Annotated in this window: 20 protein-coding genes and 1 pseudogene; 7 read left to right on the plus strand and 14 right to left on the minus strand. The window is 75.5% G+C overall.

What is annotated here, in order from left to right; genetic code table 11:
• Positions 1-363: 363 nt before the first annotated feature.
• From ACZ6X9_RS30015 to ACZ6X9_RS30025, 3 genes are all read right to left on the minus strand, one after another.
• Positions 364-3231: a helix-turn-helix transcriptional regulator gene (locus ACZ6X9_RS30015; RefSeq protein WP_469781161.1), complete on the minus strand. Its 2868-nt coding sequence runs from the start codon at positions 3229-3231 to the stop codon at positions 364-366.
• 276 nt (positions 3232-3507) lie between these two features.
• A complete protein-coding gene (locus tag ACZ6X9_RS30020; RefSeq protein ID WP_469781162.1) occupies positions 3508-4608 on the minus strand; it encodes a mechanosensitive ion channel family protein in 1101 nt (366 codons plus the stop codon).
• 364 nt (positions 4609-4972) lie between these two features.
• Positions 4973-5407, minus strand: coding sequence for a DUF5997 family protein (locus tag ACZ6X9_RS30025; RefSeq protein ID WP_469781163.1), 435 nt, complete (start codon positions 5405-5407; stop codon positions 4973-4975).
• Between the two features lie 53 nt (positions 5408-5460).
• On the opposite strand from ACZ6X9_RS30025, the gene ACZ6X9_RS30030 reads away from it, so the two are divergent.
• The 3 genes from ACZ6X9_RS30030 to ACZ6X9_RS30040 all read left to right on the plus strand — a co-directional run bounded on the left by ACZ6X9_RS30030 (position 5461) and on the right by ACZ6X9_RS30040 (position 8578).
• Complete coding sequence (locus ACZ6X9_RS30030) at positions 5461-6282, plus strand: LysR family substrate-binding domain-containing protein (RefSeq protein WP_469781164.1); 822 nt, start codon at positions 5461-5463, stop codon at positions 6280-6282.
• A gap of 216 nt (positions 6283-6498) precedes the next feature.
• A complete protein-coding gene (argF, locus tag ACZ6X9_RS30035) occupies positions 6499-7545 on the plus strand; it encodes an ornithine carbamoyltransferase (protein ID WP_469781165.1) in 1047 nt (348 codons plus the stop codon).
• Between the two features lie 64 nt (positions 7546-7609).
• Positions 7610-8578 carry a zinc-binding dehydrogenase gene (locus ACZ6X9_RS30040; RefSeq protein ID WP_469781166.1) on the plus strand — a complete coding sequence of 323 codons (969 nt, stop codon included), beginning with the start codon at positions 7610-7612 and terminating at the stop codon, positions 8576-8578.
• 397 nt (positions 8579-8975) lie between these two features.
• On the opposite strand, the gene ACZ6X9_RS30045 is transcribed toward ACZ6X9_RS30040, so the two are convergent.
• The 6 genes and pseudogenes from ACZ6X9_RS30045 to ACZ6X9_RS30070 form a co-directional block, all read right to left on the minus strand.
• Positions 8976-10925 (minus strand): anthranilate synthase family protein, encoded by a 1950-nt coding sequence (locus ACZ6X9_RS30045; RefSeq protein ID WP_469781167.1) that lies wholly within the window; start codon positions 10923-10925, stop codon positions 8976-8978.
• 543 nt (positions 10926-11468) lie between these two features.
• Positions 11469-12239, minus strand: a complete 771-nt coding sequence (locus tag ACZ6X9_RS30050; RefSeq protein ID WP_469781210.1) for a 2,3-dihydro-2,3-dihydroxybenzoate dehydrogenase — start codon at positions 12237-12239, stop codon at positions 11469-11471.
• On the minus strand, positions 12236-12487 hold the full coding sequence (locus ACZ6X9_RS30055) for a 3-deoxy-7-phosphoheptulonate synthase (RefSeq protein WP_469781211.1): 252 nt from the start codon (positions 12485-12487) through the stop codon (positions 12236-12238). The genes ACZ6X9_RS30050 and ACZ6X9_RS30055 overlap by 4 nt, the downstream gene beginning before the upstream one ends.
• A gap of 58 nt (positions 12488-12545) precedes the next feature.
• Positions 12546-12947: pseudogene (locus ACZ6X9_RS30060) on the minus strand (3-deoxy-7-phosphoheptulonate synthase); the annotation flags it as partial.
• A 215-nt stretch (positions 12948-13162) separates the two neighbouring features.
• Complete coding sequence (locus ACZ6X9_RS30065; RefSeq protein WP_469781168.1) at positions 13163-13936, minus strand: VOC family protein; 774 nt, start codon at positions 13934-13936, stop codon at positions 13163-13165.
• A gap of 102 nt (positions 13937-14038) precedes the next feature.
• The gene (locus ACZ6X9_RS30070; RefSeq protein ID WP_469781169.1) at positions 14039-14707 is read right to left on the minus strand and encodes a flavodoxin family protein; all 669 of its coding nucleotides are present in this window, start codon (positions 14705-14707) and stop codon (positions 14039-14041) included.
• A 406-nt stretch (positions 14708-15113) separates the two neighbouring features.
• Between ACZ6X9_RS30070 and ACZ6X9_RS30075 the strand changes: the two genes are divergently transcribed.
• Positions 15114-15512, plus strand: a complete 399-nt coding sequence (locus tag ACZ6X9_RS30075; RefSeq protein WP_469781170.1) for a YybH family protein — start codon at positions 15114-15116, stop codon at positions 15510-15512.
• Between the two features lie 40 nt (positions 15513-15552).
• Here the strand turns inward: ACZ6X9_RS30075 and ACZ6X9_RS30080 are convergent, their stop codons facing one another.
• Entirely contained in the window at positions 15553-16353 is an 801-nt protein-coding gene (locus tag ACZ6X9_RS30080; protein ID WP_469781171.1) for an arylamine N-acetyltransferase family protein, read from the minus strand.
• Positions 16343-17515: an amidohydrolase family protein gene (locus ACZ6X9_RS30085; RefSeq protein ID WP_469781172.1), complete on the minus strand. Its 1173-nt coding sequence runs from the start codon at positions 17513-17515 to the stop codon at positions 16343-16345. The genes ACZ6X9_RS30080 and ACZ6X9_RS30085 overlap by 11 nt, the downstream gene beginning before the upstream one ends.
• Positions 17516-17718: 203 nt before the next feature.
• Between ACZ6X9_RS30085 and ACZ6X9_RS30090 the strand changes: the two genes are divergently transcribed.
• The 3 genes from ACZ6X9_RS30090 to ACZ6X9_RS30100 are packed head-to-tail and all read left to right on the plus strand — an operon-like array spanning position 17719 to position 21252.
• Complete coding sequence (locus ACZ6X9_RS30090; RefSeq protein WP_469781173.1) at positions 17719-18294, plus strand: SRPBCC family protein; 576 nt, start codon at positions 17719-17721, stop codon at positions 18292-18294.
• Between the two features lie 40 nt (positions 18295-18334).
• Positions 18335-19939: a class I adenylate-forming enzyme family protein gene (locus tag ACZ6X9_RS30095; RefSeq protein ID WP_469781174.1), complete on the plus strand. Its 1605-nt coding sequence runs from the start codon at positions 18335-18337 to the stop codon at positions 19937-19939.
• Positions 19936-21252 (plus strand): FAD-dependent monooxygenase, encoded by a 1317-nt coding sequence (locus ACZ6X9_RS30100; RefSeq protein ID WP_469781175.1) that lies wholly within the window; start codon positions 19936-19938, stop codon positions 21250-21252. Before ACZ6X9_RS30095 ends, ACZ6X9_RS30100 begins: the two co-directional genes overlap by 4 nt.
• 68 nt (positions 21253-21320) lie before the next feature.
• Here the strand turns inward: ACZ6X9_RS30100 and ACZ6X9_RS30105 are convergent, their stop codons facing one another.
• The 3 genes from ACZ6X9_RS30105 to ACZ6X9_RS30115 all read right to left on the minus strand — a co-directional run bounded on the left by ACZ6X9_RS30105 (position 21321) and on the right by ACZ6X9_RS30115 (position 24046).
• Positions 21321-22049, minus strand: coding sequence for an NAD(P)-dependent oxidoreductase (locus ACZ6X9_RS30105; protein WP_469781176.1), 729 nt, complete (start codon positions 22047-22049; stop codon positions 21321-21323).
• Positions 22050-22108: 59 nt separating this feature from the next.
• Positions 22109-22870, minus strand: a complete 762-nt coding sequence (locus ACZ6X9_RS30110; RefSeq protein WP_469781177.1) for a class I SAM-dependent methyltransferase — start codon at positions 22868-22870, stop codon at positions 22109-22111.
• Positions 22871-23056: 186 nt separating this feature from the next.
• Positions 23057-24046 (minus strand): isopenicillin N synthase family dioxygenase, encoded by a 990-nt coding sequence (locus ACZ6X9_RS30115; protein ID WP_469781178.1) that lies wholly within the window; start codon positions 24044-24046, stop codon positions 23057-23059.
• Positions 24047-24068: the final 22 nt, after the last annotated feature.

A 24068-nucleotide genomic window follows, 5' to 3' on the forward strand; every position in this document is an offset into this window, starting at 1 on the left:
ACCGGTGCTCGCACGTGACGTGACCGGCCGTTCCCGCCTGAGACGGCAGGGAACGCCCATCGCAGCACTCCGGTGCTCCGCAGCCCCCGTAAGGAACACAAAGACCCTCTTGAGTGGCCAGACATGTCCGTTTACGACGCCAAGTGACCCTTGCCTTTTCTGTCGTGAACGCCGTCCGTCGAACGCGCGTCCCGATCCTGCGGTGGCAGTCGATGCTCTGGATGACTACAGGGCCTCTTGGCAGTGCGGAGGATCGTATACGGCAAGGGGCCCGCTGGGAAAGGGGTGTTGGATCGGTTGAACACCGCACGCGGACGGCGGCCGCCGTCGGCCGTCCGATGCTTCCCCTCCGCTTCCCTCCGCTTACGCCGGCGTCCGGGACGCGCCCGGCATCACCTCGGCGAGCTGGCGGCGGCCGGAGATGCCGAGTTTGCGGTAGGCGCCGGAGAGGTGGAACTCCACGGTCCGCAGGGTGACGTAGAGGCGTCCGGCGATCTCCCGGTTGGTGTGCCCCTCGCGGGCCAGGGAGAGGATGCGCAGTTCCTGCGGGGTGAGGCCGGTGAGAGTGGCCGGGACGGTGTCACGTCCCTCCGCCGGGCAGACCTCCCGCCGCGCCGCCGCGACGCGCCGGGCGAGCGGCCGGGCGCCGCAGGCCTCGGCCCCGGCGGACGCGGCCGTGAACACCTCGCACGCCTCCTCCGTCCGGCCGGCCGCGCCGAGGGCGCGGCCCAGGTCCAGCCGAGCCGCCGCGGCGCCGAGCCGGGCGGGTGAGCGGCCGAGCAGGGCGACGGCGCTGTCGAGCAGACCGGCCCGGCGCGGGCCGGCCTCCGTCATGGCTACGGCGTGCAGGGCCGTGCCCACGACCCGGGGCGTGCCCCAGCGGCGGGCGTCGTCCAGTTCGGTGCGCGCGAGGCGGGCGGCCTCGGCGGTCTGCCCCTCGGCGGCCAGCAGGTGGGCCGCCCGGGACCGCCAGGGCAGGACCGCCGGGTTGCGCACGCCGAGTTCGGTCAGGGCCCGGCCGGCCGCGTACCAGTCGTCCACCGCGCCCGGCAGCTCGCCGGTCCGGGTCCGGAGCACGGCCCGGGCGGCCAGCACCGCCACGGTGTCCTGCCGCGGCGGCCGGTCCCGGTCGAGCTCCCACCGGGTCAGCAGCGTCCGCGCGGTGTCCGTGTCCCCTGCCGTGGCGGTGGCCTCGATCAGGGCCGCGACGGCGAGCCGGGCGAGGACGTGCGACGTGGCCGGTTCCGCGCACAGCGGTTCCGTCAGGGGCGCCAGTATCTCGACGACGCCCGGCAGATCGCCCCGGACCCGGCGGACGGTGGCGCGGAGCAGGTCCACGGCGACGTCGGTCCACCGTCCCGGCCGCGCGCCGCCGACCGGCCGGTGGCGGCCGCACCACGTCACGGCCTCGGTCAGTTCGTCGGCGTGGATCAGGGCGCGGCAGCCGTACCAGAGGACGGTGGCGGGACCGCTCTCCCCGCCGGCGGCCAGCGCCTCCCGGGCGTGCCGGACGGCGGCCGTCCGGTCGTCGGCGGCACGGACGGCGTACACGGCGCGCAGGGCGGCGGGCCGGCCGGCGGTGTCGGACACGTCCGAGGGGTCCGAGATGCGTGAGGCGACCGAGGCCTCGGAGGGGGCGGAGGGGTCGGCGGATTCCGCGGGCGCCGCGGCCTCCGCCGCGTCGGCGGGCGGGTCGTCGGGCGGCTCGCGGTCGGGGAACAGCCGGGCCGGGCCGGCCACGCGGACGAGCGCCTGGTGCAGCCGCAGTCTCCGGAGCTGCCTGGGTGCGTCCGCTCCGATCCGGTCGGCCGTGTCGTCGAGGACGGCCACCGCGTCCACCGGTCTGCCGCGTCCGGTCAGCAGCGCGGCGAGGTCCAGGGCGTAGTCGGCCGCGACCCCGGGGTCCTCGGCCTCCCGCCGGGCGGCGTCGAGCAGCCGGATGGCGCGTTCGGGGTCGGTGAACGCGTCGAGCCTGGCCAGTTCGCAGCGGACCGCCGACCGCACCCGGGGGCGCAGCCGCTCGCGCAGCAGGCCGCGGAGGTGCTGGGCCGCCTCCTCCGTCCGGCCCTCGCCGGCCAGCCTGCGGGCGGCGGCCATCAGGGGTTCGACGGTCCAGCTCAGCCCGAGCGGTCCGGCGGCGACCAGGTGCCGGGCCACGCGGGTGGCGCCGAATCCGCCGTCGCGCAGGAGTTCGGCCGCGCGCAGGTGGAGGGCGGCCCGAGTGCCGGCGGGGATCCGCTCGACGGCCATGGCCGCGAGCAGGGGGTGACGGAAGGTCAGGGGGATGGCGTTGGCGAGCAGCCCCCGGCCGACCAGTTCGTCGACGGACGACAGCGTCGCCCCCACGTCGAGGCCGGCGAGCCGGGCGGCCTGGGTGATCTCGGCGTCGGCGCCGAGCACGGCGACGGCCCGGGCCAGGGCGAGGGCCGGGCGGCTGAGACCGCCGAGCCAGCGTTCGGCGCCGGGGAGGGCGGACGCGCCGGCGGCGGGGCGCAGTTCGTCGGCGGTGGGCGCGGTGCCCGACCGGCCGGCCAGCAGGGCCAGCAGTAACGCCGGGTTGCCGCCGGTCAGTTCGTGGCAGGTACGGGCGGTCCCCGCGTCGAGCGAGACGCCGCAGCGGGTCTCGGCGAAGCGGGTGACGGCGGCGGCCGGGAGGCCGGCGAGGTCCAGGCACTCGGCGCCGACGGCGAGTTCGGCCTCGGGCGCCGGGCCGGAGGCCGCGGCGAGCCCCCGGGACACCAGCACGATCGCCAGTCGGGCCGGTGGCATGGTCCGGGACAGGGCGAGCAGCCAGCGCAGCGACCCGGGGTCCAGACAGGAGGCGTCGTCGAGGCAGAGGGCCACGGGCGCGTCGGCGGCCAGCAGGCGGACGCGCTCCACGAGTTCGCCCAGTGGCTCCGGGCCGGTCGGGGACGCGGGAGCCCGTGACGCTCCGGTCGGGGGCGCGGGGGCCGGTAACGCTCCGGGCGGGGCCCCGGGGGCGGGCAGCCGGTCGAGCAGGTAGTCGGCGGCGGCGTACGGCCGACCGCACAGGCCGCGCGCGTCCCCCACGGCCACCCGGAACCCCGCGGCGGCGGCGAGGCCGGCACCCGCCTCCAGCACGGCGGACTTGCCCACCCCCGGCTCGCCCCGGATCAGGACGGTGACCGGCCGGCCCGCGTGGGCCTCGTCGAACAGTCCGGCCAGGCGGGCCAGTTCACTCCCCCGACCGGTCACGCCGACCGACGCCATCCGCACCTCCCTGACGGAAGCCGCCGTGCCTCCGGTTCAGGGCGGGGGCACGGCCGCATGGATGTATGACCCGACAGACCCATTGCACGCCGTTTATCACGACGTACGACGAAACGATCAACCCCGTCCCATGACAGTACAGCGTGCGTCGTACTCGCTTCAATGGCCCTTTTCCGACCGATACCGCGCCTTCTCCCCGCGGGCCGTCCCCGCCCGCCGCACCCCGGCGGCGAAGGGCCCCGGCCGCGCGCCACCGCGGCCGGGGGCGACGGGCCGTCAGGACCGGGACGCCCTCCGGGCGCCCACGCCCTCGGCCGGGGTACGCGGGTGCGGGATCAGCGGGTCGCCCTCGCCGCCCTGCAGGGCGACCGTGCGCGCGGGGGCCGGGATGCGGATGCCCTCGGCGCGGTAGCGCTGGTGCAGGCGCTTGATGAACTCGTGCTTGATGCGGTACTTGTCGCTGTACTCGCCGACGCCGAGGATCACGGTGAAACCGATCCGGGAGTCGCCGAAGGTGTGGAAGCGCACGGCCGGCTCGTGGTCGGGCACGGCCCCCTCGACGTCCCGCATCACGCTCGCGACGACCTCGTTGGTGACCTTCTCCACATGCTCCAGGTCGCTGTCGTACCCGACGCCCACCTGCACGGTGACGGTCAGCGGCTGCTCGGGCCGGCTGAAGTTGGTCATGTTCGTCCCGGCCAGTTGGGCGTTCGGGATGATGACCAGGTTGTTGGAGAGCTGCTCGACGACGGTGTTGCGCCAGTTGATGTCGACGACATAGCCCTCCTCGCCGCTGCTGAGCCGGATGTAGTCGCCGGGCTGCACCGTCTTGGAGACCAGGATGTGCACGCCCGCGAAGAGGTTGGCCAGCGTGTCCCGCATGGCCAGGGCGATGGCCAGACCGCCCACGCCGAGGGCGGTGAGCAGCGGTGCTATGGAGATGCCGACGGTCTCCAGGATGACCAGGAAGCCCATCGCCAGGATCGTGATGCGCGTGATGTTGACGAATATCGTGGCCTGGCCGGCCACTCCGGAGCGGGACTGCGTCACCGTCCGGATCAGGCCGCTGATCACCCGTGCAGCGGTGAAGGTGGCGCTGAGCATCACCACCGCCACGAGGATCTGGTTGACGGTGTGGCCCACCTGGCGGTTGAGCGGCAGGGCCGCCGCTCCCGCCGCCACGCCGGCCGCCACCGCCGCGCAGGGGGCGAGGGTGCGCAGGATGTCGACGATGATGTCGTCCCCGATCCAGCGCGTCCGCAGGGCCCGTTCGGCCAGCCACCGCAGGATCACCCGCAGCAGACCGGCCGCCAGCAGGCCCGCGACCACGGCGATCCCCGCGGTGATCCCGTCGTGCAGCGTCAGGTCCCCGGTCATCGGCGCCCTCCGTTCCCGGACCGCGTGCCGGCGACGTCCCGCGTCCCCGGCCGTCCGATACGACCAACCGTCACTTCGTCCTACCTACCTGTCCCAAGCGATCGTCGAAGTGCCAGGACACCAACACGACCCGGCACAAAACGCCATCCTGCACCACACAAGTGCCGCGTTCTGACCGGGCGTCAGGGCATAGCCGTCGACAAGCCATCAAACCGGACGCGCTGATTCGGGCAGATCCGGCCGGCGGATCCGGGCAGGGGGATTCCGGCGGGAGGTCCGGGCCGTGGCCGGAAAAGCGGCAGGCCCGGCCCGGGACGAGTCCGGAGCCGGGCCTGCGGTAGGCCTGCGGAAAGGGGTGTCGGGGTCAGGACCGCCGCGCGGCGGTCCCCGACGGGGAGGAGGAGGCGTCGGAGGCGGCCTCGGCCCGCTGGGCGTTCCGCTCCTTGACGCGCTGCGCCTCCTTGCGGACCTCGGCCTGCGTGGCGCGCTCGCGCTCCAGCCACTCGGGCCGCTCCTGCTTCAGCGCCTCGATCTGCTCGGTGGTCAGCGCCTCGGTGACGCCGCCCCGGGCGAGGCCCGCGATGGAGACGCCGAGCTTCGCGGCGACCACCGGCCGGGGGTGCGGCCCGTCGCGCCGCAGGTCCCGCAGCCACTCCGGCGGGTCGGTCTGGAGCGCGTTCAGCTCCTGGCGGGAGACCACACCCTCCCGGAACGAGGCGGGGGTGGCTTCCAGGTACACCCCGAGCTTCTTCGCCGCGGTCGCGGGCTTCATCGTCTGGGAGGTTTTGTGCGTGGTCATGCGACCAAGGGTACGGGGCGATCGGCACGCTCCGTGACCGGTAACCTGGGCGGGTGACAGGCTCGCAAGACTCCCCCACGTTCCGGCTCGCCTACGTCCCGGGAGTGACACCCGACAAATGGGTGCGTATCTGGAACGACCGCCTGCCCGAGGTGCCGCTGACCCTGCTGTCGGTGCCCCCGCACGAGGCGCCCGGCGCGCTCCGCGCCGGTGATGCCGACGCCGCGCTGCTCCGGCTCCCGGTGGACGGGACGGACCTCAGCGCCATTCCGCTGTACACCGAGACCACCGTGGTGATCGTCCCGAAGGACCACCTCCTCACGGCGGTCGACGAGGCGGCGGTCGCCGACCTCGCCGACGAGATCGTCCTGCACCCTCTGGACGACTCCCTGGGCTGGGAGCGGCTGCCGGGGCGGCCCGCACTGGAGCGCCCCGCCACCACGGCGGACGCCGTCGAACTGGTCGCGGCCGGCATCGGCGTCCTCGTCGTCCCGCAGTCCCTCGCCCGGCTGCACCACCGCAAGGACCTCACGTACCGGCCGCTGACCGACGCCCCTCAGTCCCGGGTCGCCCTGTCCTGGCCCGAGGAGCGGACGACGGATCTCGTCGAGCACTTCATCGGCGTCGTGCGCGGCCGTACCGTCAACAGCACCCGCGGGCCCAAGCCGCCCGCGGCCCCCGAGCGCCGGTCCGCCGGGGCACCCGCCGCCGGGCGGAAGGGCGGCGCCGGCACGCCCCGGAAGACCGGCGGGCAGGGCGGGAAGAAGGCCGTCGGGCACAGCGGCAAGAAGGGTGCCGGGAAGAACACCGCGAAGGGCGCGGGGAAGGGCGGCACCCAGCGCGGCTCCGGCGGCCGGCGGCGCGGAGGCCGCTGACGCCCCTGCCGCCCCCGCCCGGTGGAACCCGCCGGCCGTCCCCGTGACCGGCCGTCCCACGCCGGGAAGGCCCGCGCCGGGAAGGCCGGCGCCAGGCGCACGCGCACGGTTCACCCGCGCGGCCCGGGCGGGGTGCCGGTCCCCCGCCCCCGGGCCAGACTCGGGGCAGAGCCCGTCGGCGGACCCCGTCGGCGGCCCCTGATCCGGAGGCGCGCGATGACCCGACCGTCACCGGCGCCCGACGCCGCCGCCCCCGCCGCGGACGGCAGGGTCCCGGACCACCTGCTGCGGGTCGGCGACCTGGACCCGGTCGTCCTCCGGGCCCTGCTGGACCGGGCGGAGGCGATGAAGCGGGAGCCGCTGGGGTGGGCCGACGGCCTGCGGGGCGGTGCCGTCGGGTGCGTCTTCGAGAAGCCGTCCACGCGGACGCGGGTGTCGCTGGTCGCCGCCGCCCAGCGGCTCGGCATGGCCGCCGTGGTGCTGAACCGGGACGAGCTCCAGCTCGGCCACGGCGAGACCGTCGCCGACACGGCACGGGTCCTCTCGTCGTACCTCGACGCCGTCGCCGTGCGCACCTTCGAGCACCGCGTGGTGGAGCGGATGGCCGAGGTGTCGGCGGTACCGGTCGTCAACGCGCTGAGCAACAGCCACCACCCGTGTCAATCCCTCGCCGACCTGCTCGCCCTGCGGGAGCACTTCGGGACGCTGAAGGGCCTGCGGGCCGCCTTCGTCGGCGACGGCGGGAGCAACACCTGCAACTCCTTCCTCTCCGCCTGCGCCGCCACCGGCATGCACCTGACCATCGCCCGGCCGGCGGCGTACGGGACGGACCCCCGTCTGCTGGACGAGGCCCGCGCGACGATGCGGCGCACGGGCGGGTCCGTCGCCGTGACCGAGGACCCGGAGGACGCCGTCCGGGGCGCGCACGCCGTCTACGCCGAGGTGTGGGTACCCATGGACCGGCGCGACGAGGCCGACGAGCGCCGGCGGCGCCTGGCCCGCTACCGGGTGGACGACCGGCTCCTGGCCCACGCCCCCGGCGACGCCGTGGTGCTGCACTGCCTGCCCGCCGTCCGCGGCGAGGAGATCACCTCGGACGTCCTCGACGGCCCCCGCTGCCTGGCCTGGCACCAGGCCGCCAACCGCCTCCCCACCGCCCAGGCGGTGCTGCACACCCTCATCACCGCGGCCCGCCGGCGGACGGTCCGAACGGAGGGGACGGTCCGAGCGGAGGGCACGGTCCGAGCCGAGGGGACGGTTTGAGGGGCGGGGGAACGATTTGAACGGCAGGGGGACGCGGCCGGGGCGAGGCGGCCAGAATGACCGCATGGATGCCGCGTACATCGAGGAGTTCGGGCCGGCGGAGGCCATCCGCTTCGGGGAACTCCCCGCACCGCGCCCCGGCCCGGGCGAGGTGCCGGTGGAGGTGGAGGCGACGACCGCCAACCATGTGGACACCTTCGTCCGCTCCGGTGCCGTGCGGACACCGGCGCGGTTCCCCTTCGTGGTCGGCCGCGATCTGGTCGGACGGGTGTCGGGCGAGGGCGCCGCCGGGTTCCCGGCGGGCACCCCGGTGTGGTGCAACAGCATGGGCCACGGCGGCCGGCAGGGCGCGGCGGCGGAGGTGGTGGCGGTGCCCGCGGAGCGGCTCTACCCCTTGCCGCCCGGAGTGGACCCGCGGCTCGCGGTGACGCTGGCGCACCCGGTGGCCACCGCCTACCTGGGCCTGGTCACGCACGGCGGGCTCCGGCCGGGGCGGACGGTGGCCGTGGTGGGCGCGGCGGGCAACGTGGGGTCGGCCATGGTGGCGGTGGCCGCCGCGGCAGGGGCGCGGGTCGTGGCGGTCGCCCGGGCCGCCGACGAGGCCCACTGCCGCGCCCTGGGGGCCGAGACGGTGCTGGACCGCCGGGAGGCGGCGGAGGGGGGACTGGCGCGGATCTGCCCGGACGGCGTCGACCTGTACGCCGACGCGGCCGGGGCCAACGACGTGCCCGGCGCGGTGGAGGCGCTGGCGCCGCGCGGCCGGCTGGTGCTGCTGGCCGGGCTGGCCAGCAGGCCGGTCCTGCCCGTCGGGCCGCTGTACACGGGCGACCGCTCGGTGGTGGGCTTCGCCATCACCAATGCCACGGTGCCGGAGCTGGCGGCGGCGGCCGAGTGCGTCAACGCCGTCCTGTCCGCCGGCCGGCTGCGCCCCCGGGAGATCGTCGAACTGCCGTTGAGCGCGACGGCGGAAGCCCACCGGATGCTGGAGTCGGGCGAGCTGCGCGGCCGCCGGGTGGTACTGGCCGCACGGTGACGCGCGGGGGCGAGGTGGGAGCGGAACGCGGACGACGACGCCGGGCCGTGCGGGTCCGGGCGGGCCCGGGGGCGGATGGCGGGGCACGGATACGGGATTCCCGGCTCGGGAGCGGACGCGCGAGGCACGCGCGGACCGGCCGGTTCATGGCCGGACGGTGAAGCGCGGGCGCGGAAGGGCGCGGTCCGGAACCGGTGAGGGAAAGCCGCGGGCGCGGTGAGACCGGTCCAGGTGCCGGCGGCACGATACGGCCCGTCGGGCCCGGCCCGCGGCCGGACGGCGGGGTACGGCGGCGGGACGCAGGCCCCTGCGAGCGGGGCCCACCACCGCCAGGCGGAACCGGGCGCGAGGCGGCGGACACCCGCGGGCGGCGGGACGGGCGCGGGCACAGGTCCCTTCAAGGGCGGGCCGTGATGTGCCGTGCCGCGCCGAGCAGGCCGCCGAGCAGCGGCCGGAGGATGCCGAGGCCGCCCGGGGTGAGGACGGATTCGGCGTGGAACTGCACGCCGGCGAAGTGCGGGCCGCGCAAGGCGTGGACCTCACCGGTGGCGGGGTCCCGGCAGACCTCCACCCGGCCGGTGCCCGGGAGGTCCAGGTGGTCGGTGGTGCTGTGGAGGGCGTAGCTGTTGTAGAAGCCGACCTGTTCGCGGCGGCCGAAGAGGTCGATCTCCTTCCGCACGCCCTGGTGCGGGGTGGGACGGCGGCGGGGGACGAGACCCAGGTGGTGGCCGAGGATCTGGTGGCTGAGGCAGACGGCCAGGAAGGGAAGGCGGCCGGCGAGGAGGCGGCCGGTCACGCGGTGCAGGCGGGCGATCCTGGGATCGGCGAGGTCGAGCGGGTCGCCGGGGCCGGGACCGGTGACGACGAGGTCGTGTTCCGTCGCGCCGGCGGGAGCCGGGAGGGAGACCGGACGGTCGTGGCGGCGGACGGTCACCCGGGCGCCCTCGGCGCGCAGTTGGTGGGCGATCATCGCGATGAAGCCGTCCTCGGCGTCGATCACGAGGACGCTGCGACCCGTCAGCGGGCCTCCGCCGTCCGGTACGCGGCGGCCGGGGCCGTGCAGCCAGAACCGGGCGAGCCCGGCGTTCCGGGCGTCGAGGGCGGACCGGACGGCGGGGTGCCCGGCCAGGGTTGTCGGGCCGGTACCGGGCCGGGGGGCGGCCAGCAGGCCGCGGGCCTTGGCCCGGGTCTCGGCCGCCTCGGCCGCCGGGTCGGAGTCGCGGACGACGGTGGCGCCCACGCCGATGGCCAGCCGGCCGTGGGGTCCGATGTCGGCGGTACGGATGAGGATGGCGGAGTCCAGGGTCCGTCCGCCGTGCCCGTCGCGGCCGACGAGGGCGATCACCCCGCTGTAGTAGCCGCGGCCCCGGGGTTCGCGGCGGGCGATGACGCGGGCCGCGCTCTCCAGCGGGCTGCCGGTGACGGTCGGCGCGAACAGGGTGGCGCGCAGGATGTCGCGGACGTCGCGGCCGGTGCGGCCCTCGATGAAGTACTCGGTGTGGGCGAGACGGGCCATCTCCTTCAGGAAGGGGCCGCGCACCCGGATTCCGTGGTCGCAGACGGACGCCATCATCTTCAGTTCCTCGTCGAGGACCATGTAGAGCTCGTAGGTCTCCTTGGGGTCGGCGAGGAAGTCCAGCACGCCGGCGAGGGTCGGGCCGGTGGCTGGGTGGCGGTAGGTGCCGCTGATGGGGTTCATCACGGCGGTGCCCGCGCGCAGGGTGACATGGCGTTCGGGGCTGGCGCCGACCAGGGTGCGGCCGGGTGTATGGACGAGGAACGTCCAGTGGACACCCGACTCGCGGACCAGCAGGCGGCGGAAGAAGGCGGTGGCGGCGGCGGGCGACCAGTCCGTGACGTCGGCGAGGAAGCGGCGCTTGAGGACGAAGTTGGCGCCGGCGCCGGTGGCGATCTCGTCGTCCACGAGGGCGCGGACCAGTCGCGCGTAGGCGTCATCGTCGAGGTCGAAGTGCCCGCCGGTCAGGCGGAGGGGCGTGTCCGGGACACGGGCGAGGAGGGCGTCCCGCCCGACGGTGGCCTGCTCCCGCACGGTCAGGGCCAGCAGAGGCGTGCCGTCGTCGGGAGCGGCCAGACCGCGTTCGGCCAACTGCCGGTAGGGCAGGACGGCGAGGACGTCGGCGGCGGCCGGGCCGTGCGCGGTGGCGGGCAGCGGCAGGTCGGCCACGCGCCGGGGGGTGGTGAGGTCCCCGGTCAGGACGTCGACGTGGTCGCCGCCGGTGGTGACGGGCCGGTAGAGGAGAGCGAAAGGCGGCGGGTCGGGCCGCAGGACGCGGGCGAGGAGCGCCTCGCCGGCGGCCGGGGCGGGTGGCCGCGGACCGGCGGTCACGCGGGCCGCCCCGGGGCCGGGTGCGGACGGACGGCGGTGGGGGCGGCGGGGGTGCGCGCAAGGACGGCAGGGGTCCGTGAGCAGGCGGCCCTGGGCCCCGCAGAGCTCCGCGAGGAGGAAGCCGTGGAGGTCACGCGGACGCGCGGGGAGACGGCGGAGGGCCCCGCGAGGAACCGTGAGGAAACGTCTGTGAGCCCGGCGGGGACGCGCGAGGAGACAGCCGTAAGCCCGGCAGGGACACACGAGGGAACCGCCGTGAAACCCACGCCGCTCCACCGGGAAACGACCGCGGAACCCCCACCGATGCACGAGGACACAGCGGAGAACCCCGCGAGGACCCGCGAGGAAGCGGTCCCGGGTCCCGCCGGGGTCCGCGGGGAGGCGGCCGCGGACCCCGCGGGCATGTGCGGAGGTGCGGGCGGGGGGTGGCCGGGCATGGCGGGTCCTCTCAGGCGCCGAGCGCGGCGCCGCCGTCGACGGTCAGCTCGTGCAAGGTGATGTGCCCGGCCTCCTCCGAGGGCCGGCCGAGCATGGCGGGTCCTCTCAGGCGCCGAGCGCGGCGCCGCCGTCGACGGTCAGCTCGTGCAGGGTGATGTGCCGGGCATCCTCCGAGAGGAGGAACAGCACGGCGGCGGCCACGTCGTCCGGGCGGGCGAGCCGGCCCAGCGGAATGCCGACGCGGAAGTCCTCGGGGCTGCCGGCGAGGGTGCGGTCGCGCCCGGTCTCGTCCTGCCACATGGACCACAGCATCGGCGTCTCGGTGGAGCCGGGGGCGACCACGTTGCAGCGGATGCCGTACCGGGCGACCTCCAGGCCGAGCGACTTGGTGAACATGGCGGCGGCGGCCTTGGACGCGGCGTAGCCGGCCATCCTGGCGCGCGGGGTGACGCCGGCGTTGGAGGCCACGGTGACCAGGGCGCCGCGCCGGCGGGGCATCATGCGGCCGACGACGGCGCGCGAGACGTGGAAGACCCCGGCGGTGTTGACGGCGAACACCCGCGCCCAGTCCCCCGGGGTCGTCGTGACCACTTCGCCGTAGTGCATCACCCCGGCCGCGTTGACCAGCCGGTCCACCGGCCCCAGGCGCTCCTCGGCGGCCGTGACCGCGGCCTCCACGGCGTCGGGGTCGGTGACGTCGGCGGTGAACGGGGTCACCGGAAGTCCGGCGGTGCGCCAGGCGTCGGCCCGTTCGCTCAGCTTGGCGGGGTCGTGGTCGAGCGCGGCCACCGGGGTGCCCCGGTGGGCGAGGGCGTCGACGACGGCCGAGCCGATGCCGCCGGCGGCGCCGGTGACCAGGGCGACGCTGTCCGTCATGGGGGCAGTCCTTCCGTCGTGGGGTGCTGCGGCGCCGCTCCGGCCGTCCGTCCCGGCGGGACGAACCCGATCGGTTCGGCCCAGGCGACCTCCAGGGCCTGGTCCGGCGTGAGCCGGGGGTCGCAGAAGCTGGTGGATACCTCGCCGGCGCGGTCGGCCTCCCGGGCGTCGAGCACGCACTCGATGACGCGGTCGGGCGTGGTCTCCAGGTGGACGCCGCCGGGGAAGGCGCCGGCCTCGGCCGGCACGGCCCGGAAGGCGCGGATCTCGCGCTGGAGCGTGCGGACGTACCGGGCCGCCGACGCGTTCGGTGGACCGGGAGCGCGGCTTGGCGAACTGGCCGGCGATGCGGCCCACCCGCAGGACCGGGCGGCCTCCGGCGAGCTTCATCGCCCCGGCGAGCACCTCCAGGACGGCGGTCTTGCGGGCCACGTGGGCGGCGGTGCACTCGTCGGGGTCCTCGGCGCGGTCGCCCGCCTGGACCGCTTCGGCCTCGCCTGCGGCGACGCGTGCCAGGTGGGTGTGGAGGGCCCGCACGCCGGCCTCGGTGACCAGCCCCGGCCGGCCGGCCAGGGTCTCGCGGACGCGCCGGACCTGCTCCGGGTCGTCCCACCGCGGCTGCCGGCGGGCGGTCTCCAGGGGCAGGGACAGTGGGTCACCGGTCACCGACGGCTCCGGCGGTCCGGCCTGCCGGTCCGCGGGCGGCATGGCGGGTGGGGTGAGGGAGGCACCCCTCCAGCCTGGCCCCGCGGACGAGGCGCACCCACGAGCGGTGGGGCCGGTTCGTCAGGTCGGCCGGAATCTGTCACCTGCCGGTCCGCGCGCGACCCCGGCGGCGCGGCCCCGGCGGGAAGGACGGAAGGGCCCGCCCAAGTCGGATTCCCGTGATCCGTGCGGCAGTTGGCGAACGCGGCCGATCCCGGTCAGGGGGCGGCCACGCGGATATGGAAGGGGTTGCCCTCCGGGTCGGCGACCAGTGCGGTGCGCCCTCGCGGAGTGGCGGACGGCGGGGCGAGGACCGTCCCGCCCAGCTCGGTGACGCGGGTGAGCGCGGCGTCCAGGTCGGTGACGCCGAATGTGACCGACCAGTGCGCGGGCACCGGCTCGCGCGGCGCGTGTTCGGGCGGGCCGACGTCAGCCACGGGACGGCCGTCGGGGTCGAGCAGGGTGTGGTGGACGCCGTCGCCACCGGGGGCCGCGGGGCGGCCGAAGACCGCGGTGTGGAAGGCGGTGGCGGCGGCCGGGTCGGGGGTCACGCACTGGTGCCACACCGCCGCCCCGGGCACACCGCTGACCCGGGCCCCGAAGTAGTCGCCCTCCTGCCAGATCCCGAAGGCCGCGCCGGTCGGGTCGGCGGCGACGGCGAACCTGCCGTGGGTGCCGATGTCCCGGACCGGCAGCGGCAGGGTGCCGCCGTGCGCGGTGACGCGCCGGGCCACGGCGTCGGCGTCGCGGGCGGCGAGGCAGACCAGCCAGCCGGCGGGGTTGCCCGGCGCGGCGGAGCGGCGGGGGCCGATGTCGGCGACCGGCCGGCCGTCGAGGGCGGCGGTGAGGTAGTGGTCGAACTCGGCCCCCTGGTCGTGGAGTCGCCAGCCGAACAGCCGCCGGTAGAACGCGGCGATTTCGAGGGGGTCGTCGACGCGGATCTCCACCCAGCACGGCGTTCCGTGCGGCCAGGGCGTGTCGCGCGGTGCCATGCCGGCTCCTCGTTCGTGATCCCGGTGCGGTGGCCCCGGTGGTTCGGATGGTCCCGCCCGTCGAGAGCAGGGGCCGTGAGCGGGGCGGAGCGGGGCGTTCGGTCAGATGTCGAGGCCGAAGGTGCGCAGGCGTTCAGGGTCGACCATGGTGATGCGTGGCTCCGGTTCCAGGCCGCGGCGCAGGGCCCCGGCGATCTGGAGGGTGCGCAGGGTCTGGTATTCGATGGCGCCGAGGTTGTCGTCCGTGACGTTGCGCGGTTCGTGACGCGAGATGGTGCCGGTGCCGTACGGGGCGCCGTTGCCGGGGCGGTGGAGGACGGCGGCGGCCGAGCCGTTGGGCACGATGACGGCGCCCCAGTGGCAGATCGCGTTGTGCAGGGCCAGGATGGCCGCCTGCTGGCCGGCGTGGGGCATGGAGCCGGAGGCGAAGGCGGAGACGGCCTTGTCCATCAGCCGGCCGGGGATGGCGACGGGCCCGGTGTGGTCGATGAAGTTCAGGATCTGCGGGGCGGGCAGGCCGTAGTGGACCGGGGTGCCGATCATGATGGCGTCGGCCCACAGGAGATCGTCGAGCGTGGCCTCGGGGACGTCGGCGGTGGCCTCGGCGAGCTCTTGGTAGGCCTGTTTGTCGAGGATCATCGGATCGGGCAGTTCGGCGACTTTGCGGACGCGCACCTCGGCGCCCGCCGAGGCCGCGGTCTGCGCGGCCTTCTCGACGAGTTGGTAGGTGTTCCCGCTGCGGGAGTGGAAGAGGATGGTGATGGTGGTCAAGAGGTTCGCTCCTCGTGGACCGGTGCCGCGACGGCGGTGTCGGGACCGCCCGGCGGACCCCGGTCGGAGCGGGCCACGGGCGGCGCGGAACCCATCGTGCCGCTCCGGCGGACGGCGTGCCCACCGCCCGGCGGCGCGATCTGTCAGGTCCGGTCGGTCCGTTCGGCTCGGGTCCATTCGGCCCGTCCATTCGGCTCGGTCCGTTGGGTCCGGTCGTTTCGGCCCGCTCGCTTCAACCCACGCGCCTCGGCCCGCTCGCCTCGGCCCGGTCCTTTCGAGTCCGCCGCCCGGGGCCGCGCCCGGCGGCCCGGCCTTCCCGGTCGGCGGCCACGGTCCCGGGCGGAGCTGACAGACATCGCCGCGACCGGCTGTCGGTATGCCGCCGGCCGCTGCTGTACTCGTCGGCATGTCCGATCCCCGAGACGACGCCGCCTGTCCGCCCCTCGCGGCGGCCGACCTTCCGCGGGTCTTCGCGGCGGCCTTCAACGCACGCGACACCGCCCTGGTCGACGCGCTCTTCGAGCCGGAGGCCCTGCACGTGCGCCGGCCCGGCGAGGCGGTGGCGGGAGAGCCGCGCCGCGCCGCGCTGCCGGAGGTGGTACGGCGGCGGATCCCGATCAGCGTCACGCTGCGGCAGGTGTACGAGGTCGGCGACACCGCCCTGCTGATCAACGACTACGTGCACGACGGGGTGGGCCAGGACGGCGTCCGGGTCCGCCTCGAGGGCACGGCCACGGACGTGGCGCGGCGGGGGCCGGACGGGCGCTGGCGGTACCTGATCTCCAACCCGTCGGGTACGGACTGACGGCCGCGGGCTCCCGCTCGCCCCCGCGCGGTCCCCCGCCTCAGTCGAACGCCATGGGGGCCGTGGTGGTGGGGGCGGCCTTGACCGGGAGCCGGTCCAGCTTGATGCCGAACCACTTCTCGTAGGTCTCCAGCAGCTCCCGGGGGTCGGTGATCCGCCGCTTCTCCCGCCGGTCCCCGTCGACCAGGGTGAACTGGTCTTCCTTGAGGGTGACCCGGCCGGTCCCGGTCGGCATCGAGCAGAACAGGTTCTGCAGGAACGGCGAGTCGGGCGCGGTGCGGTACCACCACAGCGTCGGGCCGAAGTCGGCGACGGTGCACGGGGTGTCGTACACGCGGTACAGGGCCGTGCCGTCGAGGAGGACGTCGGTGCCGCCGTCGTCGGCCGCCCGGACGTGGAAGCGGCCGTTCGGGTCGGCCTGTTCGGCGTCGGTCTCCAGGGACAGCGGGTGCCGGCTGTTGCGGCCGAACCCCACGTCCACGAGGACGTCGCGGCCCTCGGCGCGCACCTTGAGGGCCAGGTGGCAAAGGGGCGGGGTGAGTTCGCCCCGGATCCAGACGCGGCCCGGCATGAGGGAGACCTCGTAGCCGAGGCTCCGCAGCAGCAGGGCCAGGGCCGGGTTGACCTCGTAACAGCCGCCGCCGCGGCGCCGGCCGACGACCTTGTCGAGGACCCGTTCGTCCATGTGGATGTCCTCGCCCAGGTGGTAGCCGAGGTTCTCGAACGGCACGGAGAGCAGGTGGCGTTCCTGTAACCGGCGCAGCCCGTCCAGGGTGGCGCCGGGCGGGCGCGGGGCGGAGATGCGGTCCAGGTACGCGGTCACCGCGGTGTCATCGAGCACGCTGACGGTCCCCTTTCTGGTCTGCGGTCCGGTCGTCGGGACGGTCATCGGGGCAGCCGTCGGGACGGTCTTCGGAGCGGCCGTCGATTCGGCCGTCGGGACGGTCGCCGTGGCGTTCGCCGGGGTGGCCGTCCGGGCCTTCGCCGCGTCGGTCCCCGGCCCGGTCCGCACCCGCCGCCCCCGCCAGGCGCGGGAACAGGCGGGCCGCGTTGCCGTGTTGGAGCAGTGCGAGGTCCCCGGCGCCGAGGCCGCCGTGTTCCACGATGTGGCGGCCGTTGCCGTCGCCGTACGACGCGGGCATGAACGGGAAGTCGGTGCCGACCAGCATCCGGTCGGGCCGGGCGAAGGCCCGTACCGCCGGGAAGGCGAACCGGTCGCCGACCATGGCGGTGTCGACGTAGAGACTCCGGAGGAGGCCGATCGGGTCGGCGGGCAGCCGCGGTCCGAGGTCGGCGCTGACCAGCGGGCCCAGGGTGAGCCGGGTGGCGTAGTAGGCGAGGCCGCCCCCGCCGTGGGAGAGGATGATCCGCAGGCCCGGGTGGCGTTCCAGGGTGCGGTGGTAGAGGAGCTGGGCGCACAGGCGGACGGTCTCGAACGGGAACTCGCAGAGGGAGAGCGGCAGTCCGAAGGTGGGCTGTCCGCCGGCCGGGGGCGCGGTCGGGTGGACGAACAGGGGGGTGCCGCGCCGGGCGGCCTCGGCGTGGAAGGCGTCCAGGCGGGGGTCGCCGACGTAGGTGCCCGCGTAGTGGGTGACGAGGGACACGCCGTCGAGGCCCAGCACGTCCAGGGCGTAGGCGAGTTCGGCGAGGGCGGCGTCGACGTCGGGCAGCGGCAGGACGGCGAAGGCGCCGAACCGGTCGGGCCGGCCGGCGACGAGATCGGCGAGGTGTTCGTTGACCCGGCGGGCGAGCCGGGCGCCGGTGGCCGTGTCGACGGCGGGGACGCCCGGCCAGACGTTGAGGAGGGCCGCCCTGATGCCCTGCCGGTCCATCGTCTCCAGGGCGGTGCCGACGGTCCAGGCCGGCGCGTCGACGCCGGGCAGGGTGGGGGCGGACCCGAGGTCCGCCAACGCGCGGGCGTACCAGGCGGGGAGGGTGTGGTGGTGGACGTCGACGGCGCCGGACCACGGCGTTCCGGCGGTGCCTGTCGCGCTCGTCCTCATGGAGGATCCTTCGCTTTTCGACGGCTCGGCACGTCGAGGCGACCCTACGGTCCGCCGTTCCGGGCCGTCGACGGCGGCCGGCGCGAGTCTGTCACCTCCCGGCACCTCCCGGCCGCCCCGGAAGGCGGTGCCCGCCGGACACCTGACGAATCCCCGGGCGGGCGCGTTGCCCCGGGCGGCCGGGTGCCCCGACGCTGTCCGGTATGACGGCAGGGAACCGTACGACGGGGAACCACACGGCCGCGGCCACGGCGGCCGGTCCCCTCTTCGAGATCAGTACCGGCGTCCTCGTCGCGGCGCCGCCGGAGACCGTGTACGCGGCGGTCAGCGACCTCCCCGGCTGCCACCGGTGGAGTGAGGAGTGCGTGGGCGGGGAGTGGGAGGGCGGGCCGGCCGGTGCGGTGGGGACGGTGTTCGTCGGCCGCAACCGGCGCCCGGCGGACGTGGTGGCGTGGGCGCCGGTGGTGCGCGGCGAGTGGACGACGCGGGCCGAGGTCGTCGTCGCCGAGCCGGGCCGCCGGTTCGCGTGGGCGATGCTGGACGGCGCCGGCCGGATCCAGGACAGCGTCTGGGGGTACGCCCTCGCGCCCGCCCCGGGCGGTGCCACGCGGCTCACCCACCACTTCCGCATGGGGGCGCCCACGGAAGGGATCCGCGGGATCACCGCCGGTATGGACGAGGCGGAGCGGAGGCGGTTCTTCGTCGAGTGGAACGCCAAGCTGGAGCGGGACATGGCCGCGACGGCGGCACGGCTGAAGGAGGCCCTCGAACCCCGCTGACCGGCACGTCCGCGCACATCACCGGAAGCGAGGCTGACGCATGCTGCTGCAGCGCATAGGGAACCGGGGCATCCGGCTGGGTTCGCTGTTCGAGCGGGCCGCCGCCCGGTACCCGTCGAACGTCCTGCTCCTCGACCACGACCTGGACATCGCCCCGGAACGGGGGCGGACCATGACCCTGCCGGAGGTCGCCGACCTGGTGGACGACTTCGCGGCCCGGCTGTGGCGGGCGGGGGTGCGGCCGGACGGTCATGTGGTGATCCACAAGAGTGACGCCTTCGACATCACCCTGCTGGCCGTCGCCGTGGCGCGGATCGGCGGGGTTCCCGTCCTGCTCTCCCCGCATCTGGACGGTGCGACGGTGACGGCGTTGCTGCGCCGGGTCGAGCGCCCGGTGCTGGTGACGGACGCCGTCACGTTGGCCGGTTCGCTGCCGGACGCGGTGTTCACCCTGGCCTCGCGGGTGCTGCTGGCCGCGGGGCGGGACGCCCGCGCGGTGCCGCTGGCCGGCCTGGCGGGTGCGCCGCGGGTGCCGGAGGTGCCGGTGCCCCCGGACCGTCCCGCCCTGGTCACCCACACCTCGGGCACCACCGGGCTGCCCAAGCTGGCGGTGCACACCGGGCACAGCCTGGAGGCCCGTTACCGGCCGCAGGCGATGGCCACGGCGCTGATGCGGCGCCGGGAGCCGGTGGCGATCCACGTCTCGTTCGTGCACTCGCGGCTGGTCACCGCCTTGGCCCTGGCGTTGCTGCGCGGCTTCCCGGTGGCCGTTCTGGCGGACGCCGATCCGGAGCGGGTGGCGCGCCTCTTCGCCCGACTGCGGCCGGCCGTCCTGGAGGCGCATCCCAACACGTACCTGAGCTGGGAGCGACTGGCCGCCGACCCCCGGGCGCCGTTGGCCAACGTGAAGCTGTTCAGCAGCACCTTCGACGCCCTGCACCCGCGCACGGTACGGACGTTGATCGCGGCGTCCGGCCGGCGGTTCCCGCGCTTCGGCCAGATCTACGGGCAGAGCGAGGTCGGCCCGACCGTCGCCCGCGCCTACGGCCGGCGCCGCTCTCCGGACGCGGACGGGCGCTGTGTGGGGGTGCCCTTTCCGGGGATGACCGGGGTGCGGGTGGTGAGCCGGGACGGGCGGCGGCCCTCGTCCGCCTCCCCCGGCTGGATCGAGGTGAGCAGTGACGGGCGGATCCGCACCTATCTGGGCGAGCCGGAGCGGTTCACGCGGCAGAGCGACGACGGGTGGTGGCGCATGGGCGACCTGGGTTACCGCACCCGCTGGGGGTGTCTGCACCTGACGGACCGCGAGGTGGACGAGATCCCGGGGTTCGGCAGCACGTTGTCGGTGGAGGACCGGCTGCTGTCCCGGCTGCCGGAGCTGGCGGAGGTGGTGATCCTGCCCACGGCCGGGGGGCCGCCGCTGCCGGTGGTGTGCACGCACGGGGACCGGCCGCTGGACGGGGCGGCCTGGCGCGCGGCGGTGGCCGGGCTGCCGGCGATGGCCGATCCGGTGCGCTGGTCGCAGGCGGACCTGCCCAGGACGGCCACCACGAAGGTCAAACGGCTGGAGCTGGCCGCCCGGTTGGCCGGCGGGGCCGATCGGGACGGAGACGCGGGCGCGGGCCGGGACGGGGGCCGGGCATGACGGCCGTGGTGGTGGTCGCGGGCGGCGGCATCGGTGGTCTGGCCGCGGCGCTCGCCGTGGCCCGCCGGGGTCACCGGGTGGTGGTCTGCGAGCGGGAGGCCGGTTTCACCGAGCTCGGCGCGGGCGTCCAGCTCGCCCCCAACGGGCTGCGCGCCCTGGCCGGGCTGGGGCTGTCCGAGGCCGTCGCCCGACTGGCCGTGCCGGTGCCGGAGCTGCGGTTCATGGACGGCGTCACCGGCGAACACGTGGTGAGCATGCCGCTGGACGAGCGCTATCGGGCCCGGTTCGGCGCCCCCTACGTGGTGGTGCACCGCGGGGAGCTGCACGGGGCCCTGCTGACGGCCTGTCGTGCGGAACCCGGGGTGGAGCTGCGGGCCTCGCACCCGGTCGTCGGTTACGAGCACGACGGTGCCGGGGTGCGGGTGCTGCTCCAGGGGGACCGGAGTCTGGTGGCGGACGCCCTGGTGGGCGCCGACGGGCTGCGCTCCGCCGTGCGGGAGCGGATGCTCGGGGACGGCGGCCCACGGAACGCGGGTATCACGGTGTACCGGACGGCCGTCCCCATGGAGCGGGTGCCGGCCGCGTCGCGGCGGCGGGCGGTGACCTGGTGGGCCGGGCCCGGCCGGCACTTCGTGCACTACCCGATCGCCGGCGGCCGGTACCTCAACCTGGCGCCCAGCGCGGAGAACGGGCCGCCCGAGCCGTTCTCCGGCCGGCCCGTCACCTCGGCGTCGGTGCTGCGGGAGTTCGCCGCGCTGTGCGAGCCCGCCCGGCGCCTGCTGGAGCTGGGCACCGGCTGGAAGGCCTGGGTGCTGGTGGACCGGGAGCCGGTGCGGCGGTGGACCGACGGGCGGGTGGCCCTGCTCGGCGACGCGGCCCACCCGATGCTGCACTACGCGGCGCAGGGCGCCTGCCTGGCCCTGGAGGACGCGGTGGCCCTCGGTGCGGCGCTGGATTGTCCCGCCGGGGCGTTCCCGGCGGGGCTGGCCGGCTACGCCGCGGCCCGCCGCGACCGTACGGCGCGGGTGCACCGGCTGGCCCGGGACAGCATCGCCCTGTGGCACGCGGCGGGGGCGGCGGCCACGGCCCGCAACGCCGCCCTGGCCGGGATGTCGGCGTCCGACCTGTACGACTACGTGTCCTGGCTGCACGGCCCGGAGGGCGCCGCCCCGGACGCGGCGCCGCGGGCCGGCGACGACGAGGGGACGTACACCCTGGGCGGTTTCCTGCCGGCCGCGCCGGACGCCGCCGGCCGGGCCTCCGACGGCCCGTCCGGCACGTACACCCTGGCCGGTTACCTGGAACCGCGCTGACGGCCCGGTACGCCGGACGGGCCGTCACATCCCGGGTGCGGCGGCCCGTGCTCCGGCGCGGCCGGCGGTCACCCGCTCTTCCACGAGCCGATGCGCAGGACCTCCTTCAGCAGCACGTCCCGGAAGGTCGGCACGCCCTCGGTGGTGAAGACGCCGATGACCGTGCGGAGATGGGTGTCCTCGGTGCACAGCCGCAGCAGGGCGTGGGCGAGGTCGATGCGCGAGGTGTAGAGGCCGGGTGCCTCGGGGACGGCGAAGTGGTACGCGGTGCGGGTGTCGGTGTCGTACAGCGCCGACGGCCGTACGAGGGTCCAGTCGAGGTCGGTGGCGCGGACCGTGCGCTCCATGCGCATCATGTCGGTGTAGAGCTGGTTGCCGAGGGTGCGCAGGATCGGGTAGACGACCCGGCGGTGGGTGAAGCGCTCCTTGGGGGGCCGCTCCCCCGAGCCGGCCGGCGCGCGGACGGCGAGCAGCCGGGAGGAGCAGCAGACGAGGCGTTTGACGCCGTGGGCGGCCATGGCGTCGGTGATGTGGGTGATGCCCCGGGAGAGGACGGTGACGGGCTCCCGTCCGTAGGGGACGCCGAGGATGGTGACGACCGCGTCCTGTCCGGCGACCGCCGCGTCGACGGCGTCCCGGTCGAACACGTCCACGCCGCGTACGCTCAGCCCCTGGCCGGCCAGGGGGAAGTCGTCGGGCCGCCGTACGGTGGCGGTGACCGTGTGGCCCTCGGCGAGGGCCTGCCGGGTGAGGTGGCGGCCGGTGGTGCTGTTGGCGCCGAATACAGCGATCTTCATGGCCTCTCCGTCTCCAGGGGCCCCGCGGCCCGGGCCGGGCCGCGGGCGCGGTGTGCCGGTCAGGGCCGTTCGGCGGTGTACAGGGCGAACGGCGGGTTCTCGACGAAGTCGGTCCAGTAGCCCTTGGGGTTCTCGCCGTCCACGTGTCCGGGCGCGAGGTTCGGGCGCCGTCGGATGTCGACGAGGCCGGCCTTGGCCATGGCCGTCTCGGTGATGCCGGCGGGCCAGAAGAACCCGTCGAAGGAGACGGGCGGGTCGACGTCCATCCCGATGGTGATCACCTGGAGGTCGCCGTGCTTCTCCTTGGGGGTGATCGAGAGCCCGTAGCGCGGGTAGGCCGCCATCCGCTCCAGGTCGATGTCGGGGTTGGAGCACAGGGCCACCATGGTGCCGCCGGGGGCCAGGTTGCGCGCGCACCGGGTCACCATCTCCTCGTACTCCCCGGCGTCCTTGGCGTGCACGAACGCCCAGACGGGCGCGACGACGTCGAACTCCCCCAGGACGGGCAGCTCGGCGGCGTCGAAGACGTCGTAGGTGATGCCCAGCGGGTCCTCCTCCTCGATCTCGCGGGCGCAGTCGACCATGCTCCGCTCGATGTCGACCCCGACCACGCGCTCGGCGCCCAGGCGCTTGAAGAGGCGGGAGTAGAAGCCGGTCCCGCAGGCGACGTCGAGGACGGACCTGCCGGTGAGGTCGGGGAGGGCCGCGCACAGCGTCTCCCGTTCGGCGAAGGCGTAGGGGAGGTTCTTCACCCGGTCGTAGCGGGTGCTCACGGACTGGTACTGGGCACTGATCCGGTCGTGGTGCGCCGATTTCCGCATCGTCCCTCGTCCTCCTGCCGGTGCGTTCGGTGGATCGGTCGGTGTGCGGTGCGGTCCTGTCGCGGACCGTGGGGCGTTCCGGGGGCGGCGGTGCCCCCGGTCGACGGTAGTGGCGGCCCGCGCGGGGCGACCACGGCGCGTCGGCGGCATCTGTCAACTTCTCGTCGGCCCTGGGCGGGCCGCTCGTCAGCCGGTGGCGGCGAAGAGTTTGCGGAGCTTGCGGGACATCCACGGTCCGGCCGGCACGCTCGCGGGCGGCCCGCCGTCGGGGTCCGGGGCGAGGTGGGCCGGGGGTGTGACGACGGCGTCGTGGTTGGGGAGGTAGAAGAAGGGGACGGACAGGCGGGACGAGGTGTCGCCGGGCGGCGGGTTGACCACCCGGTGCATGGTGGAGACCCAGCGCCCGCCGGTCCACAGGGCCATCAGGTCGCCGAGGTTGACGACGAAGCTCCCGGGGACCGCGGCCACGTCCCGCCACCGGCCGTCCCCGTCGAGCACCTGTAGTCCCCCGCGGTCGTCCTGCTGGTGGAGGACGGTCAGCGCGCCGAAGTCGGTGTGCGGGCCGCGGCGCAGTTGGCCCGGCAAGGGGGGCCGCCGCTGGGGGTGGTAGTGGTTGGCGGCGAGCGAGGAGCCGTCGTGGTCGAACTTGTCGGTGAAGAACTCCTCGTCCAGGCCCAGGGCGAGGGCGGACAGCCGCATCAGGTCGGCGGCCAGGTCACGGACGGCGGCCAGGTAGGCGAGCCACACGTCCCGGAAGCCGGCGGGGCGTTCCGGCCAGACGTTGGCCAGGGTCCAGGTGGCCCACCGGTCGCCGAGCCGGGCGCGTTCCGCGGCGTCCAGGTCGCCCGTGACGTGGACGGCGAACGCCTCGCACAGGTCGGGCGGCGACGGGCGGTCGATGCTGTGGGCGGTCGTGCCGCCGAGGCGGCGGTGGCCGGAGACGCCGGGGCGGTGGGCCACCAGGTCCTTCTCGGCGTCCGGGAGGGCGAAGAAGGCCCGGGTGACGCGGTGCATGCGCCGGATCAGGTCCCGGGGGACGTCGTGGCCGACGACGACGTAGAACCCGGACTCCTCGCAGGCGCGTGCGATCGCCGCGGCGACGGCGGCGCGGCCGTGCGGGGTGTGCCGGTCCGAGAGGTCGATGACGGGGACGAATCCGCCGGGGTCGTGTTCCATGGCCGTGACTCCCTTTTCGTGG

The organism is Streptomyces sp. NPDC052910, assembly GCF_055585605.1.